General features: G+C 44.7%; 21 protein-coding genes. 5 read left to right on the forward strand and 16 right to left on the reverse strand.

The window, feature by feature from the left end:
- Window positions 1–10: 10 nt before the first annotated feature.
- Both MHI52_RS17770 and MHI52_RS17775 read right to left on the reverse strand, forming a co-directional pair.
- Window positions 11–736: a phosphonate ABC transporter ATP-binding protein gene (locus tag MHI52_RS17770; protein ID WP_036613671.1), complete on the reverse strand. Its 726-nt coding sequence runs from the start codon at window positions 734–736 to the stop codon at window positions 11–13.
- An 83-nt stretch (window positions 737–819) separates the two neighbouring features.
- Window positions 820–2,010, reverse strand: a complete 1,191-nt coding sequence (locus tag MHI52_RS17775; protein ID WP_340905164.1) for an MFS transporter — start codon at window positions 2,008–2,010, stop codon at window positions 820–822.
- Between the two features lie 380 nt (window positions 2,011–2,390).
- Between MHI52_RS17775 and MHI52_RS17780 the strand changes: the two genes are divergently transcribed.
- Window positions 2,391–3,311, forward strand: a complete 921-nt coding sequence (locus MHI52_RS17780) for an ArsR/SmtB family transcription factor (RefSeq protein ID WP_405157371.1) — start codon at window positions 2,391–2,393, stop codon at window positions 3,309–3,311.
- Between the two features lie 49 nt (window positions 3,312–3,360).
- The gene (locus tag MHI52_RS17785; RefSeq protein WP_036613669.1) at window positions 3,361–4,125 is read left to right on the forward strand and encodes an HAD family hydrolase; all 765 of its coding nucleotides are present in this window, start codon (window positions 3,361–3,363) and stop codon (window positions 4,123–4,125) included.
- A gap of 35 nt (window positions 4,126–4,160) precedes the next feature.
- Here the strand turns inward: MHI52_RS17785 and MHI52_RS17790 are convergent, their stop codons facing one another.
- The 9 genes from MHI52_RS17790 to pdhA all read right to left on the reverse strand — a co-directional run bounded on the left by MHI52_RS17790 (window position 4,161) and on the right by pdhA (window position 16,323).
- Window positions 4,161–6,500 carry a type IA DNA topoisomerase gene (locus tag MHI52_RS17790; RefSeq protein WP_127547702.1) on the reverse strand — a complete coding sequence of 780 codons (2,340 nt, stop codon included), beginning with the start codon at window positions 6,498–6,500 and terminating at the stop codon, window positions 4,161–4,163.
- Window positions 6,501–6,625: 125 nt separating this feature from the next.
- Window positions 6,626–7,117, reverse strand: a complete 492-nt coding sequence (locus MHI52_RS17795) for a Fur family transcriptional regulator (protein ID WP_405157372.1) — start codon at window positions 7,115–7,117, stop codon at window positions 6,626–6,628.
- A 230-nt stretch (window positions 7,118–7,347) separates the two neighbouring features.
- A complete protein-coding gene (locus tag MHI52_RS17800; RefSeq protein ID WP_036673826.1) occupies window positions 7,348–8,835 on the reverse strand; it encodes a glutamate synthase subunit beta in 1,488 nt (495 codons plus the stop codon).
- 615 nt (window positions 8,836–9,450) lie between these two features.
- Complete coding sequence (locus MHI52_RS17805) at window positions 9,451–9,939, reverse strand: dihydrofolate reductase (protein WP_282321106.1); 489 nt, start codon at window positions 9,937–9,939, stop codon at window positions 9,451–9,453.
- Window positions 9,940–9,989: 50 nt separating this feature from the next.
- On the reverse strand, window positions 9,990–10,784 hold the full coding sequence (gene thyA / locus MHI52_RS17810) for a thymidylate synthase (protein WP_076328531.1): 795 nt from the start codon (window positions 10,782–10,784) through the stop codon (window positions 9,990–9,992).
- A 477-nt stretch (window positions 10,785–11,261) separates the two neighbouring features.
- Entirely contained in the window at window positions 11,262–12,677 is a 1,416-nt protein-coding gene (gene lpdA, locus MHI52_RS17815) for a dihydrolipoyl dehydrogenase (RefSeq protein ID WP_036613658.1), read from the reverse strand.
- 3 nt (window positions 12,678–12,680) lie between these two features.
- Window positions 12,681–14,000, reverse strand: coding sequence for a dihydrolipoamide acetyltransferase family protein (locus tag MHI52_RS17820; protein ID WP_340982293.1), 1,320 nt, complete (start codon window positions 13,998–14,000; stop codon window positions 12,681–12,683).
- 176 nt (window positions 14,001–14,176) lie between these two features.
- Window positions 14,177–15,154, reverse strand: a complete 978-nt coding sequence (locus tag MHI52_RS17825) for an alpha-ketoacid dehydrogenase subunit beta (protein ID WP_036613653.1) — start codon at window positions 15,152–15,154, stop codon at window positions 14,177–14,179.
- Between the two features lie 101 nt (window positions 15,155–15,255).
- Complete coding sequence (gene pdhA / locus MHI52_RS17830) at window positions 15,256–16,323, reverse strand: pyruvate dehydrogenase (acetyl-transferring) E1 component subunit alpha (protein ID WP_405157373.1); 1,068 nt, start codon at window positions 16,321–16,323, stop codon at window positions 15,256–15,258.
- A gap of 256 nt (window positions 16,324–16,579) precedes the next feature.
- On the opposite strand from pdhA, the gene MHI52_RS17835 reads away from it, so the two are divergent.
- Window positions 16,580–17,314 (forward strand): esterase family protein, encoded by a 735-nt coding sequence (locus MHI52_RS17835; RefSeq protein WP_074095466.1) that lies wholly within the window; start codon window positions 16,580–16,582, stop codon window positions 17,312–17,314.
- A 165-nt stretch (window positions 17,315–17,479) separates the two neighbouring features.
- On the opposite strand, the gene MHI52_RS17840 is transcribed toward MHI52_RS17835, so the two are convergent.
- Both MHI52_RS17840 and MHI52_RS17845 read right to left on the reverse strand, forming a co-directional pair.
- Complete coding sequence (locus MHI52_RS17840; RefSeq protein ID WP_340982292.1) at window positions 17,480–17,950, reverse strand: low molecular weight protein-tyrosine-phosphatase; 471 nt, start codon at window positions 17,948–17,950, stop codon at window positions 17,480–17,482.
- 1 nt (window position 17,951) lies between these two features.
- Window positions 17,952–18,653 (reverse strand): trimeric intracellular cation channel family protein, encoded by a 702-nt coding sequence (locus tag MHI52_RS17845; RefSeq protein WP_074095468.1) that lies wholly within the window; start codon window positions 18,651–18,653, stop codon window positions 17,952–17,954.
- 182 nt (window positions 18,654–18,835) lie between these two features.
- Here MHI52_RS17845 and MHI52_RS17850 point away from each other — a divergent pair, with 182 nt between their 5' ends.
- Complete coding sequence (locus MHI52_RS17850) at window positions 18,836–19,477, forward strand: thiamine diphosphokinase (RefSeq protein WP_405157374.1); 642 nt, start codon at window positions 18,836–18,838, stop codon at window positions 19,475–19,477.
- 296 nt (window positions 19,478–19,773) lie between these two features.
- Window positions 19,774–20,274, forward strand: coding sequence for a C40 family peptidase (locus tag MHI52_RS17855; protein ID WP_405157375.1), 501 nt, complete (start codon window positions 19,774–19,776; stop codon window positions 20,272–20,274).
- A 110-nt stretch (window positions 20,275–20,384) separates the two neighbouring features.
- Here the strand turns inward: MHI52_RS17855 and MHI52_RS17860 are convergent, their stop codons facing one another.
- The 3 genes from MHI52_RS17860 to MHI52_RS17870 all read right to left on the reverse strand — a co-directional run bounded on the left by MHI52_RS17860 (window position 20,385) and on the right by MHI52_RS17870 (window position 23,022).
- Window positions 20,385–21,089 carry a winged helix-turn-helix domain-containing protein gene (locus tag MHI52_RS17860; protein WP_405157376.1) on the reverse strand — a complete coding sequence of 235 codons (705 nt, stop codon included), beginning with the start codon at window positions 21,087–21,089 and terminating at the stop codon, window positions 20,385–20,387.
- A 119-nt stretch (window positions 21,090–21,208) separates the two neighbouring features.
- Complete coding sequence (locus MHI52_RS17865; RefSeq protein ID WP_036673838.1) at window positions 21,209–22,258, reverse strand: ThiF family adenylyltransferase; 1,050 nt, start codon at window positions 22,256–22,258, stop codon at window positions 21,209–21,211.
- Complete coding sequence (locus tag MHI52_RS17870) at window positions 22,255–23,022, reverse strand: thiazole synthase (RefSeq protein WP_076250623.1); 768 nt, start codon at window positions 23,020–23,022, stop codon at window positions 22,255–22,257. The genes MHI52_RS17865 and MHI52_RS17870 overlap by 4 nt, the downstream gene beginning before the upstream one ends.
- Between the last annotated feature and the right edge of the window lie 2 nt (window positions 23,023–23,024).

Here is a 23,024-nt window from a genome sequence, read left to right on the forward strand (position 1 = left end):
TTTCAATAGTTTAAATCTGGTTTTTTTCTTGCTGTGTCAGTCTTCGTCCACGAATATCAAAAGCAATCTTGCCTTCTGCCAATCCCCAGATCCGTGTGGCATGTTTCTCAGCAAGCTCAATAGGCAGTACTGCAATGACTGTTGCACGTTCTTCTTCACATAATTTGCGCAGCGTTTCCAGCACCGAATCTGCTGTGTGAGGGTCAAGACCAATGACTGGTTCATCCGCCAAAACGACTTTGGCACCGTGAGCAAGTGCTCTTGCAATAGCAACACGTTGCTTCTCGCCACCACTGAGCTTCTCTGCTATTTGATGTGCTTTATCAAGTAATCCCAATCCTTCGAGATAATCCATAGCACCCATATAATCATCCGAACGTACCATACCGGTTACCATTCTCCATACAGGAGTCTGACCCGATCGTCCGATTAATACATTTTTAAGGGCCGTACGTCTAGGAAATAATTCTGGATTTTGTTCCAAGTATGCCCATTCCCGTTTGATTTTCCGTTTTCCAGACCAGCCTTCTTTCAAAATCTCGGCGCCATCCACCGTAAACCGGCCGGAATCCCATTTTTCCATCATGGCCAAACATTTAAGCAACATGCTTTTACCGCTACCGCTTGAGCCAACTACAGCTATCATTTCACCCTGTTGCATATCAAATCGAATATCCCGTAGAACGGGAACGCGGTCCACGCCAACGGATTTACTCAAGTTCTCTACTCTGATCATCGCGATGTCTCCTCTTGTCCATGTTTTTCCCTACCACTAGTGTACTCGGAAATGGACATCAATTTCCATGCGAACACCAGCTTCTATTTTAACACAGATTCGAACTCAGGTTTACGACGAAATAATATACCTGCCAAGCCGAAAAGAAGGTACAGGATTCCGAGCAAGGTGAACATGCTTCCGGGTGAAATCCAGTTGATCATCTGACCACCCAGATTCGGCCCAATAATACTTCCAATCGTGAAATGAAAGGAAGCAACGACGTTGGCTGCAGGCAGCAACACCTTAGGCAAAATGTCTGCGGCATAGGCCAGGCCCAGTGAGAAAAAGGAACCGACCAGGCCGCCTGCGATTGTTAACAATACAAGCGTCCACCAGAAATGCGTACCTGCGACTGGAACCAGCATGAAGATGATTCCCCCGCTGATGCCCGCAAACATCAATATCTTCTTCCGCCCATATCGGTCACTCAACATTCCGAGAGGTAACTGAAGGAACAAACCTCCAATCCCGATAAAAGGAAGCAACGACGAAATCTGATTGGTATCGAATCCAATACGCAGCCCATACACGGGGAAGTTACTATTCATACCCGCTTCCATATATCCGTATAAGAGTGCTGGTAAAAGTGCATACCAGGCCCATGCCAGACTACGACGGAAGCGACGTTCAGGTAGTTGGCCATGCTCTGCTTTTTCCGGTTTTGTATCCGGAAGCTTCATTAATACCAGTATAAGCACTGCTGCTATACAGATGAACAAGACCCAGAAAGGGACAGCATCACCGAAGCCAAGCAGCTTAATTCCCAGCGGACCAATACTGAATCCCAGCCCGTAGGACATGCCATATAGTGATATGTAGCGTCCACGCTTTTCAGGAGCGGTAACAAGTAGCACCCAGAGCTGAGCCGCATAATGAAGTGCGCTGTCTCCTATTCCAACGATCAGACGCAATATGAACCATATTTTAATATCTGGTAAATACGGAAATAGTATTAAAGGGACCATGACTAATATCAGGCCACCTACAATCAACTTTTTGAAACCGAATGCACCCAGTAGTCTCTCCGCAACGAGAGTCATGGCAAAAGAGCCAATGTACAACGCGGCTGCGTTTAATCCGTTTAAACCTGGTGAAACCCCTTTTTGCTCCAAAAAAATCGAAAGCACAGGTAGCAAAAGCCCCTGACTTATTCCCGCCACCACAATAACCGTAATCAAAATGAGATAGTTGGCTGTCGAGTGTGATAGTTTGGGACGAGTAATCGATGACACGAATTCATTCCTCCTGCGAGCACACAAAGAAAAATCGCCATCGCTGACGACTTTTGTATGGTATACATATGGTTTTAAACTGCTATTCAAAGATCAGGGCTTTGCCCCGGACTTGAACATTATAGTGGACAACGCCCTGCAAAACAAGCCATAATAGAGGTTGTTCAAAAAGTTCACTTTTGATTACGAATCATGCCTAGTGGCATCATCAGCTTCGAAGATGAATTTCAGCCGAAATGTCCGTTGCTCACGTAGTTTTCCTACGCTCCGCTACTCCATTTCCATCTTCTTGGTACTGAAAACCAGATTTTTTGAACACGCACTAATCGTACTTAAGTCGCTGCGTACATTTAGATGTGACGGGAGGATTCTGCAACAATATGGCTTATCATGTGAAAATTGATGTTTCACCGATATATGAAATGCTCAACAGCTTTCTGGTTTATGTCACGAAAAAATGGATTCAGCATCTGGATATTGGTCCTGAATGGATTCTGGAAGTGGAAGGCAAACTAAGTTCCAATGTACGAGCTGCGCTCGCACCTGCTGCCACTTGGCCTTTTGATGATTTTGATGTTTTGTTTGCATGGGCAGCCTATCAAAATGATACATCGGAGAATCGTGATTTCCTGGACATGCTTGCCGGAATGACAGCGGAAGACCTGTTTGCACGTGTGTCTCCTCTTCTGCCTGCTCTTACAATAGAAGAATCTACGCGCATTCGGAACAGTTATGTCCCATTATTGCGACTATGGGATGAACACTACTGTCAGAATATGAGCGAAGATCAGCGTGTGTGGCTGGAAGAAGATGCCGAAGAAAAACGCATTTTGCTTGATAAAATGGGACCTGAACTTCTTATTGAATATGCTACAGCCGGTGTTCTTGTTGAACCGATGCCTGGACTGAACGAAGTCATCCTCTTCCCAACGGTGCACAATCGTCCTATTAATATGTACTGCTTCTATGAGGGTATGATGATCATGCAGTATCCCGTAGATGCACCTGAAGAGAACGAAGACCAGCCACCAACATGTCTTTTACGTTTTACCCATGCGCTGGCTGATCCCGAAAGACTTCGCCTGCTTCGTTACGTATCGGATGAACCCAAATCCCTCGCTGAGATGTGTGAAGAATTAGGTAAAGACGAAGACACGGTCAAAGACCAGGTGATGGCGCTACGCATCGCAGGTCTGCTACGGACCCATCTGCTCGGAAGTAACCGTAAAGAGAAATACAGTATTCGGCCGGATGGCGTATCTGAATTGAATATGTTCCTGGAATCCTATATTCGCATTTAATTTAGTTGAACCATTGTGGATTTACTGGCTACAAGGAGTGAGTTAGATCATGAAAATAATGAAACAACATATTTTGTTTGACCTTGATGATACACTCGTATATTGCAACAAGTACTTCAACCTGATTTTGGGAGAATTCTTTGAGAATATGCAAGAGTGGTTTGATGGACATTCTCTGACAACACAAGAGATTCGGGAAAAACAGCTGGAGATCGATGTAACCGGAGTGAACAAGCTTGGTTTTGCGAGTCATCATTTCCCGCAATCCCTGATTGATACCTATCGTTATTTCTCCGGTAAGTTCGCCAGATTAACCTCTCCCAGAGAAGAATCTTATCTGAGCAAGTTGGGTATGAGTGTGTACGATCAGGAGGTTGAACCCTACCCTCATATGGTTGAAACGCTTGAGAACCTCAAGGGTGCTGGACACTCCCTCTACTTATATACCGGCGGCGAAACCGTGATTCAGCAGCGCAAGATTGATCAGATGAAACTCTCGGCTTATTTTGATGATCGGATCTATATCCGACAACACAAAAACGTCGAGGCACTGGAAGGCATTCTGTCTAATGGTCCGTTTGATCGTCGTGCAACATGGATGATTGGCAACTCACTACGCACAGATATTATGCCTGCGGTAAAAGCCGGAATTCACAGCATTTATATCAAACAACCGAATGAATGGCAATACAACATCGTAGAACTTCAGCCTAATCCGGAAACGTCGATGTATACCATCACTGCACTGGAAGAGGTACCAAAAGTCATACACGAAAATATACAACAGCAGCAACAGAAAAGGACCCTTGGATAAGGGTCCTTTTGCTGTATGTTAACTGTTAACTAAGATCAAGCATCCTGCTTCTCACCAGATAATTTGCCTGTTACTACGTCCTGCAAAATAATACGTGCTTTCACCGTACTCCCGTCTTTTCGTTTAAACGACAGTACTTGTGTACTCCCCTTCTCAATCAGCGATTTTAACATCGTACTGGTAATTTTTTTGCCTGCATACTCTTTCCAGACCACAAATGAACAGCCTTCCTTGAAACGTGAGCATCCATAACCCTTCTTGCCCTCTATAATCTGACCCGTGCAGCCAGGAGAGGGGCAAGGTGCCAGTAACTCTCTCACTCCCGATGGGCTCGCACTTGAGGACGGCGCCTTGGTGGTCGCATTTTTCCCACTGCCGGCTCTCGATGAAGATGCCGAAGTCTGACGGGACGTTTTTACAGTTGAACCGCCACTAGCCGTCTTGGCTGATGTCCTTGTATTGCCTGCCTGGGTTCTGGCTCCCTTGCCTTTCCCCCTGCCTGCCCGTGAATCTTCTCCAAAAGCATCTGCTGGAGCAGGAGCTTGTACACGCACTTTCTCAATGATGGACAAGGTGAATTTCTTGACGTTCTCCATGAACTTGTCCTGACCCGCCTCACCTTTGGAAATCTGATATAATCTTCTTTCCCATTGCCCGGTCATCTCAGGTGAAGTTAACAGATCTACACCCGCGCGACGAATCAACTCAATAGCTGTTCTGCCTTTGAGCGTTAACTGCATTTTCTTCCCTTGCAGCGTAATGTAACCTACGTTTTTGAGGCGTTCAATTGTAGCCGCACGTGTAGCCGGAGTACCCAGGCCACTATCTTTCATCGCGTCTCGCAGCTCTTCATTCTCGATCTGCTTGCCTGCACTCTCCATCGCTTTCAGCAATGTTCCCTCGGTATAACTCTTGGGAGGCTGGGTCGCCTTCTCCTTGAACTCACTCTTCGTGCATTGAACAGGCAATTCAGGTTGCACACTAAAAGCCTTGTCCGTCCACTCTTCAGCTTCCTCTTCCTCATTGCCGTTTTTCTTGGTCTTCTTCTTGCCTGCACCGCCCTGTTCCTGATCTCCAGAACCGAGAACCACTTTCCATCCGAGGGACAACAGCTCTTTGACAGATGTCTTAAACTGATGTTTCTCCACTTCGGTGAGCACGGTATGTTGCTTATACTCTGCCGGAGGATAAAAGTGAGACAAGAATCGTCTGACAATCAAATCATAGATGTTCTGCTCATCCTTGGATAAGGTACCTGGTCGCTTCAAAGTAGGTAGGATCGCATGGTGATCCTCAACCCTGCTCGGATTACATACCCCTTTATTATTCTTATGAACAAGCTCCGGCTTGGCCCCCTGCGCAAGCTCACTATAGGTACCATTTTTAAGCAGGTTTAGTGTTTTGTGCATACCTTCAATATTCTGTTCTGTAACATAGTTGGAGTTTGTCCGCGGATACGAAATCACCTTGTGTTTTTCATACAAGGCCTGTGCGATATCCAGCGTTTTTTTGGCACCATATCCAAACTTGGCATTGGCTTCACGCTGTAAAAGGGTCAGGTCATACAAACGATACGGATACTCCTTCGTCTGCTTCGCTTCGTATTTGGTAATCTGCCCTGTCTTGCCCTTCACACTGGCTGCAATGGCCTCTGCTGCCTCCGCATCGGTCAACTTATCTCCCTGACGCAGTCCCCGGTACTCAACACCTTCCTGCCGAAACCAGGCGGCTACTTCATAAAAGGTCTGTGACTGGAACGCTTCAATCTCGATTTCACGATCGTAGATTAGCGCGAGTACCGGCGTCTGCACACGGCCTACAGACAACAATGCATTATGGCGGGTTGTAAACGCCCGTGAGGCATTCATCCCGATCAGCCAATCGGCTTCACTTCTGGCGCGAGCAGCATGGGTCAGATTTTCAAATTCAGAGGCATCCTTCAGACCATCAAAACCACGTCTAATGCTCTCTGCCGTCAAATCCGATATCCATAAACGCTTTACAGGCTGACGCAGCTTCAATTGCTGTTGTATGAGGGCGAAAATGTACTGACCTTCTCTCCCTGCATCGCAAGCATTAACGATCGCTGAAGCCCGTTTTGCCAGTTCTCCAATCATTTTAAGCTGATCTTTAGTCCTCGGATTGGGTACAATCTTGAACTGATCGGGTATGATCGGGAGGTCCGCTATATTCCAGCGTTTGTACTTTGTATCATAGGCATCCGGTTCAGCCAGTCCAAGCAAATGCCCTATCGCCCAAGTGATGATGTAATGTTCACCCTCCAGATACGTGCGATTGTTCTTGGCCTTTGGTTCTATGACGGCGGCAATGGTTCGACCCATGTCGGGTTTTTCCGCTATAACCAGTGTCTTCATCCGTCCATCTCTCCTCCTTCACCGTCCGCATGACGGCAAAAAGGGGCATTCCGCCGACGGAAGCCCCTTGCTTCTGAAACTCATTATATCAGATTTTGGATTCGGGAGCACCTTCCCGAAATGAATTATCCTGCTGCCTGTTCCTTTAATACATGCTTTTGTCTGCACTCTTTGCATACTCCTTGGAAATCCAGACGATGATCCGTAACAGCAAAGCCATACTGACGCTCGATTTGTTGTTCCAAACGAAGCAGACCATCTTCCATAATCTCTTCCACTTTACCACATTCTGTACAGATCAAATGATGGTGGTGATGGGAACCGTCTGTACTTCGCAGATCAAAGCGCGCAGCGCCGTCACCAAAGTTAATCTTTTCAACGACCTGAAGGTCACTCAGCAGTTCGAGAGTGCGGTATACGGTAGCCAATCCAATCTCAGGGAACTGCTCCTTAACCAGCAGAAATACTTCCTCTGCGCTAAAATGATCCTTTTCATGTTCAAGCAATACACGTACAGTAACTTCCCGTTGTTGTGTTAACTTATATCCTTTTTCAACCAATTGATTTTTAATGTGAAAGATCTGTTCTGAAATGCACTTGTCCCGGTTACTTGCCATAGCAGGTCGCACCTCCGATTTATATTCATTGAAATTTACTTTTATCGTACAGATTCATGGTTTCAGTTAATCCTTATTTATAATCATTATAATATAATAATAAATCTTTATCACTTAAAAAGCAATGATATTGCTCACACTTACATGAAATATGTAGTCAAATTGGTTAAAATAACAGCAAACAACCCTCGCTGATCGCGAAGGTTGTCATTGATATCTTATTCTATACTTTACACCAGAACCGAAGCACCCATCAAGTATTTGTCCACTTCACGAGCAGCCTCACGGCCTTCATTAATCGCCCATACAACCAAGCTTTGACCACGACGCATGTCACCTGCTGCAAATACTTTATCCACATTGGTGTTGTATTTGCCGTAACGTGCCTTAACGTTTGTGCGACGATCTGTTGCAAGTCCCAGTTGCTCTACCAACGTTTGTTCCGGTCCATCAAAACCAATGGCAATCATGGCCATCTGAGCCGGGAATACACGCTCTGTACCTGGAATCGGCTGATAAATCTTGCGACCAGTCTCATCCACAATACGCTCGATCTGTACTGTATGCAATTCTTTGAGGTTCCCCTCATCATCTCCGACAAATTTCGTTGTCATGATGGAGAACTCACGCGGATCTTGACCAAACAACGCTTTGGCTTCCTCTTGCGCATAATCAAGTGTGTATACGTTCGGGAATTGTGGCCAAGGATTATTAATGCGATCACGCTCCATAGGCGCTTGTGTATGCGTACCGAATTGAGTGATCGTACGACAACCATGGCGCAGCGATGTAGCCACACAGTCAGATCCTGTATCACCGCCACCAATGACGATAATATCTTTATCTTTAGCGGACAGATATTGACCATCTTCCAGATTGGAGTCCAGATAACTCTTAATACTGCCATTCAGGAAATCCATTGCGTAATGAACGCCTTTTAAGTCGCTGCCTTCAATATTGAATTCACGCGGCTTCGTTGCACCACCGCACAATACAACAGCGTCATATTCATCCACCAGTTGTTGTGCTGCAATATCTTTACCAATCTCGGTGTTCGTAATGAATTGAATGCCTTCTGCTTCGAGCAGATCAACACGACGTTGAACTACGTTTTTATCCAATTTCATCGTTGGGATACCGTACATCAGCAATCCGCCGACACGGTCCGAACGCTCATATACGGTTACCGAGTGTCCTGCTTTATTCAACTGAGCCGCAGTAGCTAATCCCGCTGGACCTGAACCTACCACAGCTACACGTTTACCCGTACGTTTTTCAGGAGGTTGGGGAACGACCCATCCTTCTTCGAAACCTTTTTCAATAATTGCTTCTTCAATCGTTTTGATGGTTACAGGCTGACCAATTAAGCCAACTGTACATGATCCTTCGCAAGGAGCTGGACAGACGCGACCTGTAAACTCTGGGAAATTATTCGTTTTGTGAAGGCGCTCAAGTGCTTCTCTCCACAGTCCGCGATATACAAGATTATTCCATTCTGGAATCAGGTTATGCACGGGGCAACCTGACGTGCCACCAATCATATCTATACCTGTATGGCAATACGGGGTACCACAATCCATGCATCGTGCACCTTGTGTTCTGAGCTCTTCTTCAGCCATGTGTTTATGAAACTCTTCCCAATCCTTAATCCGCTCCGCTGGCTCACGATCTGTTGGCAGTTGACGTTTGTATTCCATAAATCCAGTAGGTGTAGACATCTTACGTTTTCCCCCATCCGTTCTTGTCTTAATCCCTTCATTGCATGGTTCTATATGAAATGGATTACTCATTACTTGAGTTTTTGTCTATTGTATCACAAAATCTTCTCGAAGATATTTCAATTATAGTAGCATTTACTGTGCTGAATATTAAATGGATTATCCGCATAATTATTTGTATTTTATACATCATATCTTTCAAGTCTACCCATGGTCAATACCCTTATTTTGGTGTTGAATGTGGTTTTGAACTGCGAAATCTGGTGTGTGTTAAAGAAACAAAAGGTCGAAACGTTAAGTGAATGTCAGATAATTTGTCATCAAATTCAACATATTTTGCTATAAATCGTTCTAAATTCCGAATATTAGGCCTGTTTTAGGGCTTCACAACGTTAAAACCTCAAAACTTTTACACTTTTTTACTGTTTAATGCTTGACCGTATGTATAATATAAATAAATACCAATTACTTATGTTATATTAATGTTATATGTATTCCAGTTTAAACAAGTGACTCATTTTTTTTATAAAGAAAAGACGCTGTTCACGAATATTTCGCAATCAGCGCCTCTCATCATACAAATACGACCGAAGTCAGGAATTTCTTATGCCACATTTACCGTTTACGTTCGTAAAATTCAAATGTATACGCATGAACATTTTTTTCATCCTGTTCGCCTTCAATCTGTTCAATCTGTTCCCATTCGGACCAATCCACTTCAGGGAAAAACGTATCTCCCTCAAAATTCTCATGAATTTTGGTCACCACAAGACGATCTGCAAGTGGCAGGAACTCACGATACACTTGGGAACCCCCAATTACGCACAGTTCCTCACCTTTGGTTACACTCAGCCCCTCTTCGATCGTATGTACGATTTCAGCCTGTTCCACCTTGTAGTTCAGATCTCTTGTCACTACGATATTACGACGCTGAGGAAGCGGCTTACCGCCAAAAGATTCCCACGTATTACGTCCCATGATAATGGTTTTGTTCAGCGTACGTTGTTTGAAAAAGGCCATATCCTTGGGTAAACGCCATGGAATCGAATTGTTTAATCCGATCACACCGTTCTCCCCCATTGCCCACACCAATTCAATACTCAAGGGTAATACACTCCTTCAATCCAAGTCTCTTGTCGAGATTGAACACATAATTAGACTGCAATTGGAGCTTTAATGCCCGGATGATGCTGATAGTTCTCAAACTCAAAATCTTCAAACTTATAATCAAAAATAGAATCCGGCTTACGCTTGATTACCAGCTTAGGTAAAGCATAAGGTTCACGCTCCAGCTGCGTTTTAACCTGATCAACATGGTTAGAGTAGATGTGGACATCCCCTCCAGACCAGATGAAATCACCCACCTCAAGATCACATTGCTGAGCGATCATATGAGTCAAGAGCGCATAACTCGCGATGTTAAACGGCAATCCGAGGAACGTATCCACGGAACGCATCGTAAGCATACATGATAATTTACCCTCTGCAACGTAAAACTGAAACGCAAAATGACAAGGTGGAAGCTTCATATTATTGATCTCAGCCACATTCCATGCGCTGACAAGGTGACGACGTGAATCCGGATTATTTTTGATCGAATCAATGACTGCAGAGATCTGATCAATTTTTTCTCCGTTTGGTGCTTCCCATGTGCGCCACTGCGAGCCGTATACCGGACCGAGATCCCCATTTTCGTCCGCCCAATCGTCCCAGATCTTCACACCGTTTTCTTTCAAATAAGATATATTGGTATCGCCACTCAAAAACCATAACAGTTCATGAATAACCGATTTGAGATGAATTCGTTTGGTTGTTACCAGCGGAAATCCTTCGGAGAGATCATAACGGAGTTGTCTGCCAAATACAGATTGTGTTCCTGTTCCTGTACGGTCTCCTTTATGCACGCCGTTGTTCAGAATATCCTGCAATAAATCGAGATAGTTTTTCATGTTGAAATCCCCTCACTAAAGAATATTTACACTTACCACTCCGATGACAGAACAACCTTCCGATCGCTGTTATCCCCAGATTTTTTTAATCTCCTTTTCCAAAGGTAAAATCCGGGGATAAAGGCGAAGCGTATGCTTCTGATGCAGCTTTCCTTCAGAAAGCTTTTAGCTCCGCTTCTTCAGGTTTTTTCTTTCCTCTACGTTCTCGTGTAAAAGGTTAGTTTAACTAAATATATAGACCGCGATTGGCTTGGAGCCACATCATGACTGATCATTACTACAGTGTACCACAATTGAGTTGTTGGATAAAATCAATTCACTGAAACTTATGAGCGTGTAAATTTTCATCATATCACATACACGAGTATCTTATATTTCTCGACTCTTGCTCAGAAAAAAGAGACGAATAACGCGTTAACGTCATTCGTCTCTTCTGATATACGTATAATGCCGGACGGATCCGAAGCTTAGTTGATCTTAACGGGAGATGATGTGGATCGGGTGACCCATAACCAATTCCGCAGCTTCCATCACGATTTCGCCCAAAGTTGGGTGAGCGTGAATTGTGAGAGCCAGATCTTCCAAAGTAGCGCCCATCTCAATTGCCAAACCAAGCTCAGCAATCAGGTTGGAAGCTTCCAGACCTACGATTTGGCAACCCAATACAAGGCCGCTTTCTTCGTCAGCTACGATTTTCACGAAGCCTTCAGCGTGGTTCAAAGATACAGCACGGCCGTTACCCGCATAAGGGAACTTGCCTGCTTTTACTTTGTAACCTTTTTCTTTAGCTTCTTTCTCAGTGTAACCTACGCTGGAACACTCTGGATCTGTGAACACAACAGCTGGCATACATTTGTAGTCAACTACAGATGGTTGTCCTGCGATTGCTTCAGCAGCCACTTTACCTTCATAAGAAGCTTTGTGTGCCAGAGCCAAGCCAGATACGATATCACCGATTGCGAAGATGTGAGGAATGCTGGTACGACCTTGGTGGTCAACTTTGACAAATCCACGCTCGTCAACGTCAACACCAATCATGTCAAGACCCAGTTCTCCATCTGTGTTTGGACGACGTCCAACAGTTACCAGCAGGTAATCTGCAGTTACTTCTTTGGACTCACCATTTACAGAGTACTTAACAGTTACATCTTTATCCGTTTGCTCAGCACTTTCAGCTTTTGCACCCGTTACGATTTCGATGCCTGTTTTCTTCATGTTTTTAGCCACGAGGCTAGTCATGTCTTTATCGAAACCTGGCAGTACTGTATCCAAACCTTCGATGATTGTTACTTTCGCACCGAATTTGGAGTACATTTGACCAAGCTCAGCACCAATATATCCGCCACCGATAACGATCATGCTTTTTGGTACTTCAGGCAAATTCAGAGCTTCTGTCGAAGACAGAATGCGTCCGCCAAACGGGAAAGGTTTCAGTTCGATTGGACGGGAACCTGTTGCAATAATTGCATTTTTAAATTTGTAACGTGGAGACTCGTGGTCATTGAATACACGAGCTTCGTTTTCGTTGATGAACATGCACTCACCGTTGAAAACTTCAACTTTGTTGCCTTTGAGCAAACCAGCTACGCCGCCAGTCATTTTCTTAACAACGCCGTTTTTGAACTCTTGAGTTTTGCTGAAGTCCACTTTTACGTTCTCAGCAGAGATACCAAAAGCTTCACCGTGAAGTGCAGACTCATATTGGTGTGCAGCAGAGATCAGGGCTTTGGATGGAATACATCCACGGTTCAAACAAACACCGCCCAGTTCGGATTTGTCTACGATCAATACGCTTTGGCCCAGTTGAGCAGCGCGGATGGCAGCTACATAGCCGCCAGGACCCGCACCAATTACTAATGTGTCGATATTGAGAGAAGCGTCGCCTACTACCATATCTTACACCTCCATAACAAGCAGCTCAGGGTTAGCGAGCAGCTGTTTAATGTAATTCATAAAGTTTTGTGCTGTTGCGCCATCGATGATACGGTGGTCAAAGCTCAGGGAAAGAGCCATTACAGGTGCTGCAACTACTTCGCCGTTTTTGATCACTGCTTTTTCGCTGATGCGTCCTGTTCCAAGAATAGCAACTTCAGGGAAGTTGATGATTGGAGTGAAGAACATACCGCCAGCAGAACCGATGTTACTGATGGAGATTGTGCTTCCTCTCATTTCATTCGCGCTCAATTTGCCCTCACGACCACGAGCAGCCAGATCACGGATAGAATCAGCAATCATCCAGATGGATTTACGATCAGCATCTTTGATAACAGGAACGATCAAGCCGTTGTCTGTATCTGTAGCGATACCGATGTTGTAGTATTTTTTGTAAACAATTTCGTTAGCTTCTTCATCAATCATAGCGTTCAGAGCCGGGAATTGGCGGGAAGCCGCAACCAGTGCTTTAACGATGAATGGCAGATAAGTAACTTTTGTTCCTTTTTTCTCTGCAATTGGTTTCATGCGAGTACGGAAAGCAACCAATTCAGTTACGTCCACTTCGTCCATGATTGTAACGTGAGGTGCTGTGTAAGCCGATTTAACCATTGCATTAGAGATCGCTTTACGGATACCTTTGAATGGTACGCGCTCTTCTTCAACGTGTTGATCAGCTACAGCTGCTGGTGCTGCGGATTTTTTCTCTTCTTGAGCCGGAGCTTCGGAAGATACCGCTGCGGAAGAACCGCCACCGTTTTTGAAGGATTCAACATCTTCTTTGGTTACTTTACCGTTGTTGCCAGTGCCGTTAACCTGAGCGATGTCTACACCTTGTTCGCGAGCAAATTTACGCACGCTTGGTGTTGCCAGAACGTCTTTGGCAGGTACTGCCGGAACGCTGTTGTTGCCGCCTTCTTTAGCTGCATCCGAGCTGGAAGCTGCTGCAGAAGAACCGCTTGTGTCAGCTCCGCCTTGAGCTGCGTCTTTCTCTTGCTCACCTTGATCGCCAGCAGGAGCGTCGTCTTGCTCAGGAAGTTCGCCTTCTGCATCGATGATCGCTACAACTTCACCAACGTGGCAGACTTGACCGTCTTTAGCGAATACTTCTGTAACTGTTCCGTTAACCGGACAAGGTACTTCTACAACCGCTTTGTCGTTCTGTACTTCCATGATGATGTCGTCGTCAGTTACTTTGTCACCGACTTTGATGTGCATCTTGATGATTTCGCCTTCGTGCAGGCCTTCGCCCAATTCAGGGAATTTATATTCAAATTTAGCCAACTGAAAAACCTCCTTGATTATGTGCTCAATCCTGAAAACAACCCTTAACTCCAAGAAACAACTGTTACTGCTAATGCAAATAACTGTTACTCAAGGGGCTAATGGCTGTTTACAGTGCAGCTTGCGCTGCGGTGTGAATCACCATACTGCGCCTTGCGGCATGTCAGATGATTAAATTAGAAATTTACGACTTTGTTAACCGCAGCAATGATACGCGCCGGGTTAGGCAGCCATGTATCTTCGATTTGTGCAAATGGATATACAGTGTCCGGACCAGCTACACGCAGAACCGGAGCTTCCAAGTGCAGGATTGCTTTTTCATTGATTTGGGCAATGACTTCAGCTGCAACACCTGCGCTCTTTTGAGCTTCCTGTACAACAATTGCACGGTTTGTTTTCTTAACGGAAGCAACGATAGTATCGATGTCGATCGGGCTAACCGTACGAAGGTCGATAACTTCAACTTTGATTCCTTGTTTTTCGAGTTCATCTGCTGCTTTCACAGAAGTGTGAACCATCATACCGTAAGTAATGATCGTTACATCAGAACCTTCACGAACAACGTTCGCTTTGCCCAATTCAACAACGTAATCTTCTTCAGGCACTTCTGCACGGAAAGCATGGTACAAGTTCAAGTGCTCCATGAAGAATACAGGATCGTTATCGCGAATAGAAGCGATCATCAGACCTTTTGCATCGTAAGGGTTAGAAGGAATTACGACTTTGATACCTGGTGTTTGCGTGAGCAGACCTTCCAGGGAATCTGTATGCAATTCTGCCGCTTTTACGCCGCCACCGAATGGTGTACGGAATACGATTGGAGAATTGTATTTTCCACCGGAGCGGAAACGCATACGAGCAGCTTGCACTACCATTTGGTCAAGGGCTTCGAAGATAAAACCAACGAATTGGATCTCAGCAACCGGACGGAAGCCTTGTACACCCAGACCTACAGCCAGACCACCAATAGCGGACTCAGCCAGTGGTGTATCAAATACACGCTCTTCGCCAAACTCTTTTTGCAGACCTTCCGTTACACGGAAAACGCCGCCTACATTACCTACGTCTTCACCGAAAAGCAGAACGTTAGGATCACGTTTCAACTCCACGCGAAGCGCATCACGGATTGCTTCTTTCATGTTCATTTGTGCCATTTGCTTCATTTCCTCCTTAAACATTGACAGTTCACATTTGAATTCGTACATGTATACCGGGACATTAAAGTCGCGGATGTTTATGCTTTATCGGAAAAAACTTATTGGAAATCAGCTTTTTGCTCTTCCAAGTGCTTAGGCGTTTGTTCGAACATGCTGTCGATCAAGCCTGAAATCGTCATTTTCTCGGTTTTTTCCGCTTTTTTGATCTCTTCATTTACTTTAGCTTTTGCTTCTTCTTTCACACGTGCTGTATCTTCTTCAGTCCAAAGACCTTTTTTCTCCAGATATTTAGTGAAACGTGCGATAGGATCTTTAGCAGACCATTCTGCCTCTTCTTCTTTTGTACGATACTTGGAAGCATCATCCGAAAGGGAGTGAGGACGGAAACGGTAAGTTACTGCTTCGATCAATGTTGCGCCTTCTCCGTTACGTCCACGCTCAGCAGCTTCCTGAACAGCTTTGATAACAGCGAAGATGTCCATACCGTCAACTTTAACACCTTTGATACCTGCTGCTACCGCTTTGTGAGCGATGGAAAGAGCTGCAGTTTGTTTAGCAAAAGGAGTAGTGATGGCATAACCATTGTTTTGTACAAAGAAGATAACAGGCAGTTTGTATACACCAGCGTAGTTCAGACCTTCATAGAAGTCACCTTCAGAAGAACCGCCATCACCTGTATACGTGATAACAACTTGTTTTTGTTTCTTCAATTTGTAACCCATAGCGATACCCATTGCATGCAGAATTTGTGCACCAATGATGATTTGTGGCATCAATACATTAACGCCATCTGGAATTTGTCCACCATGTTGGTGTCCACGGGAGTACAAGAATGCTTGATAAAGAGGAAGTCCGTGCCATACGAGTTGCGGAATGTCACGATAGCCAGGACATACAAAGTCTTCTTTTTCAATTGCAAATTCACTACCAACCATTGTCGCTTCTTGACCAGATACTGGAGCATAGAAACCAAGACGACCTTGACGGCCCAGGTTTACTGCACGGTCATCCCAAGTACGGGTAAATACCATGCGGTACATAATTTCTTTTAATTGATCATCGGAAAGTGTAGGCATCATGTCTTTGTTAACAATTTCGCCGTCAGGAGACAGCACGGACAGAGCTTCTACATCCTCTGTATACACTTCATAAGGAACCTTGCTCATTTTTTTCTTCACCTCAACAAAAAATTTGAATATCAAGTTCCGCTGTTATAATATTATTATACACCTGTTTCACTCCATACGTCAAAGAAATCCGTAATTTTTTTATGTTTCCCGCCGGATTGTATGTATAACAGGGGCTTAATATTGGTATAACAGCATAATACATGATTGCGTGTTTGACCTAACCCCGCACAAGGGTAATCTTACCGTATTGCGCGGTCGAATGCAAAAAATTAACCGAGAAAGGTGACGTTTTATGACGGATTCCCGCTATTTGAAACGCACGATTGTGAAGGAAGAGATTGAAAGTCGCTATCTCGGAGAGAAGCGAACGCTCCGTATTTACCTTCCTCCGGGCTATAACGAATTGCTTAGCTACCCTGTCGTTTATTGTCAGGATGGCGAAGAATTTTTTAATTTCGGACGAATTGCTACAACAGCTAACCAAATTATTCTGGACGAAGGAGCCGAACCTTTCATTATTGTAGGGGTTCAGGTCGATGTGTCTGTGAGAACGCAGGAATATGCCCCATTTGGAGATCGGTTCAAGGCATATACCGCTTGCTTCGCTGAAGAGATTATTCCCTATATAGAAGAGAAATATCCTGTGCGTCCATCTCCGCAGGAACGCATTCTTGCCGGAGACTCGCTCGGTGGCAGTGTTTCGCTTCATCTTGCTCTGTTATATCCGGATCTGTTCACACGTGTGATCAGCATGTCTGGCGCCTTCTACTCTGCTTCACAGGAAATCTATGCCGCAGCTGAAGATCTGTCTTGGCTCTCGATCTGGATGATTGTTGGTTTGCAGGAGACTGATTTCGAGGCAGACACGGGTACGTATGATTTTGTTCAATTAAACCGGGATACTCGAGAATTGCTGGAAAAACGTGGTGCCCTCGTCTCCTACCAGGAGAAAGACGGAAAACACCAATGGGGTTTTTGGCAGAAGGAATTGCCCGAAGCATTACTTTATTTCCTCCAGGAAAGATAAATGGACCACTTTAACAGGCGGCTGAAATGCCGCTATTTTTTTTCATTTTAATGATACCGCTTACAATTGTAACCTGAAAAAGAAGCAGGATATCCTGCTTGCTTTAAGTGCTCTAATCCTGCTTCTTTATCGAATTACAAATTAAGCATGAATTTTGTTTGCTTTTTAGGCTAAGGAATGTTCCGCTTCAATCTTACTCAACAGAACATCGCAGCCTGCGTTAACCAGCTCGTACACCTCTTCAAAATTGCCTGTGTAATATGGGTCAGGTACTTCTCTGAGTTTTTCCTCGGGAAGCATGTCCATGAACTTGATGATGTCCGCCTCAGCTCCGCCTGGAACGTTGCGCACATTATCTGCATTGGAATTATCCATACACACAATGTAATCAAATTGAGTAAAGTCTTCGCTGTCGAACTGTCTTGCTGCCATGTTGGCATAAGAAATCTGGTACGAATCCAGCAATTTTCGAGTTCCTTCATGCGGAGGTTTACCAACGTGCCAGTCCCCTGTTCCCGCTGAGTCCACACGAATCTGGTGTTCAAGCCCCTTCTCCAGGACTTTGTGACGCAAAACGGCTTCAGCCATTGGTGATCTACATATATTGCCCAGACATACAAACAAAACATTAATCATATTAATCCCCCTTGCTTAACGTACCTTGAAGTACCGACGATGTTGGCTGTGTCACAATGCTCTCCGGCTGAGGACTGACGTTGCCCGTCTCAGATGGCACCAACGAACGACGTGGCAGTTTCCATTTATAATGTACAGAACACATCCGGAAAAACACAACGGCCGCGAAACCTAGCAATAATCCGGTATTCGTTGTTAACCAACCCATACCTATGACAAAACCGGCTGTCATTGCCCATACAGCATAGATTTCATCACGCAATACAAGCGGTTTACGTCCAGCGAGCACATCACGAATAACGCCCCCACCAATACCGGTCATTACTGCTGCAACGATAACTGCGCTAATAGGATGTCCCATGTTCGCCGCGTACAGTGCCCCTTGAATTGCAAATGCTGCAAGTCCGATTGCATCAAATAACGCCTCTGTTCGCTTCCAGTGACTAATCCACTTGAGAGGCAATATAAACGCAACTGCTACAGATACTAAGGCTAACATAATAAGTGATCCCTGACTCCATAATGTCGTTACAGGTATACCTATAAGTACATTCCGGATAATCCCGCCTCCGAATGCGGTGACAAGTCCAAGCACTAGTACACCCAGAATGTCATACTCCTCTTCCATTGCCACGAAGGCACCGGACATTGCAAATGCGATAGTGCCTATAATGCTGAATACTTCAAAAATGTGTAAGTCCAACCTGTTCAAACCTCACTTTTCAAGTCATCTCCATGTCGCTCTACCCATTGTATCCGCGAGCACTTAAATTGTGCAACCACATTTTGTGGATTATACTGGTTTGGTGAATATATTTGTGCAGGTTCCAACATTATGTTTGGACTAGGAACTATTTTTCTCTGAATTAGGAAGGATGAAAGAAAATGACGGCGAAACGGATTGTTATTTTTACAGGCGGAAACTTATCTGTAGAATTACTTCAGGAAATACGAGAAGATGATATGATCATCGCGGCCGATCGCGGTGCATTATTTTTAATTGAACACGGCATTCAGCCACACATTTCAGTTGGTGACTTCGACTCCATTAATGAAGAGGAACGTATCATTGTAAGTAACAATAGCATTCGATTCATTACATGTGACCCTGTTCATAAAGATCTTACTGATACAGAAATGGCTTTTGAGACAGCGCTAGATTACGAACCTTCTCACATCTTAATGTTAGGTGCTACAGGTACGCGTATGGATCACACACTCGCCAATGTACATATCATGGTTCGCGCGATGCAGCATCATATCTCCTGTGCCATTCAGGACAAGCACAACTACATGACACTGACCACATCCAAAGCTGTGGTTGAGCACCGTGACTATAAATATGTTTCTCTGCTCCCCTTGACTCATGAAGTTACAGGAATAACTCTAGATGGTTTTATGTATCCGCTAGATCAAGCCACCATACGCATGGGACAATCCTTGGGTGTAAGCAACCAGCTCTTAGGCTCCTCCGGTACAGTCAATATCGATAGCGGCTTATTACTGATTATTCAGAGCAAAGATTGAATCTACTCGTATGCTTTATAGTTATTTATTACGTTTTTGTAACCAGTGATTCAATGAAGAAAATAGGTTTACACATAACAAAGACCCTTGATATTCAAGGGTCTTTGTTGTTTCATCATTATTCTTCATTCGTCAATGATTAATTTTTTGACATTTTTAATCATATTTTAATAAACATACCCAAACCATTGTGGCGCAAGGGATTACACTCCCCTATCCAATTTCTAGGCTGTTACAAAGCTGTTATACTCGCTCTAGCAACTTAACGAAAACGAATTTTGGAGGTACTAACTAACATGAAAACAAACATCTTTGTCCAAAAGGCCGTAACCGTCGGGTTGTGCGCTACACTAGGTTTTGGAGCTGTATTAATGACTAACGCACCTGTTGCACAGGCAGCAACTGCTTCTGTATCCACAGGTCAACAGATTGTTAACTATGGTAAACAATTTACTGGAACTCCATATAAATTTGGTGCTTCAACTACAACAACCAAAGTTTTTGACTGCTCTTCTTTTATGAAATATATTTTCAAAAAGTATGGTGTAGACTTGCCGCGCACTTCCGTGAAACAATCCAAAGAAGGCACAGCTGTGTCCAAAGCTAATCTGCGTGTCGGCGACCTGGTCTTCTTCTCCAGTGGTAGCCGTTCTACCGGTTCCAATGTCACTCACGTAGGCGTTTATGCGGGAAATGGTAAGATTCTGCATACGTACGGATCTCCAGGCGTAACCCTCTCTGATCTGGACTCTGGTACTTGGAAGAGAACGTATGTTAAAGCTCGTCGTGTACTTTAGATTCACATTATAGCTAATGAGTAAGGACCGGGGTTTATTATCCGGTCTTTTATTTTTACCCTCTTTTTGCCACACTTTAAACTGGTGATTCATGGAACTAACCTAGTAATCTAATTTTTATCATGCAACATATAACCGATCCCACGCACAGTATGAATCAGTTTCACACTTCTTCCCTTATCCACCTTAACCCTCAGATGTTTGATATATACATCCACAACGTTGGTATCCATCGCATACTCATATCCCCATACTTCCCGCAAAATATCACTCCGGGTACATGCTTCATTCACATGCAGGGCCAGAAATTCCAGCAATTCGTACTCTTTTGGTGTTAATGTCAGGTATTCACCCGCACGATTTACCCGTCTTGAACGCAAATTCACTTTAAGATCATGAACTACAATTACTTCTTCACCCTCTTGTGTTACATTCGCAAAAACACGCAATAAGTTTCGTATTCTGGCGAGCATCACGTTCAAGTGAACGGGTTCCTCCATTACATCATTAGCTCCGTAATCCAGCCATTCCACGATGAATTGAGGAGATGCGTTAGACGTGATAACCAGTAGAGGTACAACCTGACCTTTATCTATCCATCGTTTCAACTCTAATTTCTGATCGTGGTCATGATGTGCTTCCCCTTCACTTCGGTCTACCAGGATGATCAGGTTAATATGCAACAACGAAGGCTCGACGGATTGGTTAAGTTCGGACCACTCCATTCGTTGCACTTCATACCCTTCGCTACATAAAACATCCTGAATAAGGCTGACCTGCTCTCCTGCTCCAATCAGCAAAATGGCTGTTTTCACTCTTTTTCACCCGGCCTGTCTCTATCCCCACCGCTCGCAGCAATGGTTGGTACAGATAGCATGCCGTAAAATGAAAAAGTCCATTCCCTCAAGGGAACAGACTTTGCTTCTTTCTTGCTTTAACCAAAGTAGCGATGGACGAGCGTACGTGCTTCAGCTGTGTCTTTTGTTCCGTGTACGAGGACACGTCCATCTTGGAAAATAACCATTCTATGGACTCCTGTTGTAAAAGAAACCAGAAACGGATTGGATTCCACTTTTCCTTCTTGAAGTCTATCCAGACGTTCCGCTGTTTGTTGAAGATCCAGATTCATGCGCCGTGCAGGTCGGATCTGAACGGTGTCCCTGCCACACAACACATCGGTTTTCTCCAGATTGGACGCAGAAAGATATGGATACGTTGCCGAAGTACCGCAGGAAGGACAGTCTTTCTTTTTCGCACCATCCACATTGATGGATATGTATTCGTTCCTCCACACGTCAAATGACAATAACTTACGTCTCAATGCATTTGCATTGCCACTAAGTAACTTCATCGCCTCTGCGGTCTGATTCGCTGTTACCATCTGTACCGCTTGAGGTATGATGCCAGACGTATCACAGGTATCTCCACCCAGAGGGACTTCACCCAGCAAACAATTTAAACATGGCGTATCTCCGGGCATAAACGTATAGGTAATACCATAACTACCTACGCATCCACCATAAATCCAGGGAATACCGTGCTTCTGTGCCATATCGTTAATGAGTAGTCGGGTATCAAAATTATCCGTTGCATCCATGATCAAGTCTGTATGCTGAACGAGTTCTTCCAACTCATCTACTCTGACGTCCAACACTTTCCCTTCCACATGAACCGTGGAATTAATGGCAGATAAACGTTTTTCCGCCGCCATTGCCTTCGGTATCCGCTCAAGCGCGTCCTGTTCTACATATAATTGCTGCCGCTGCAGGTTACTCCACTCCACATAATCACGATCCACAATCGTTAAGTGTCCGACTCCTGAACGAACTAACGTTTCTGCAATTCCTGTTCCAAGTGCGCCAGCGCCTACAATTAAAACTCTGCTGCCCTTTAATCTGGCCTGGCCTTCCTTACCAAGTGGCGCGTACCGTTCCTGTCTGGAATAACGATCGGCCTGCTCGGAAGATGTTAATTGATCTGTCATGTATGAACCATTCCTTCCACCGGACTACTGGCTGCTGCATAACGCTTTACGGGAATCATGCCTGCCTCATATGCCAATCTACCCGCTTCTACCCCCAATCGCATCGCTTTAGCCATGCTCACTGGATCCCCTGATCCGGATACGGCTGTATTTAACAATACGCCATCGGCCCCAAGTTCCATCGCATAAGCAGCATCTTTTGGGGAGCGTAATCCTGCATCAACAATTACAGGTACAACGGCCTGCTCAATGATGATCTCAAGGTTATATGGATTGATGATACCTCTACCAGCTCCGATGGGAGAAGCGCCAGGCATTACAGCATGTACGCCAAGTAATTGTAGCCTTTTGGCCAGAATGACATCATCCGAAATATAAGGCAATACCGTGAAGCCCTTTTCCAGCAAAATTTCGCAAGCCTTGTACGTTTCAATCGGATCTGGGAGTAACGTCATTCCATCTCCGATGACTTCGACTTTTATCATATCACAAAGTCCTGAAGCCCGCGCAAGCTCGGCAATCCGCACCGCCTCTTCCGCAGTGGAAGCCCCTGCCGTATTCGGAAGAAGTGTGTATTTATCCAGATCCAACGTATCCAGGAAATGCTTCTGGTTACGCTCTTCCAGATTCAGACGACGAACAGCAAAGGTCAAAACTTCCGTTTCAGATGCTTCCACAGCCTGACTTTGCACTTCCAGATCCGAAAACTTGCCTGTTCCAAGCAACAATCTGGACTCAAACGTATATTTACCAATGTTCAACATCA

It is taken from the genome of Paenibacillus sp. FSL H8-0283 (assembly GCF_045040675.1).
GTDB lineage: Bacteria > Bacillota > Bacilli > Paenibacillales > Paenibacillaceae > Paenibacillus > Paenibacillus amylolyticus.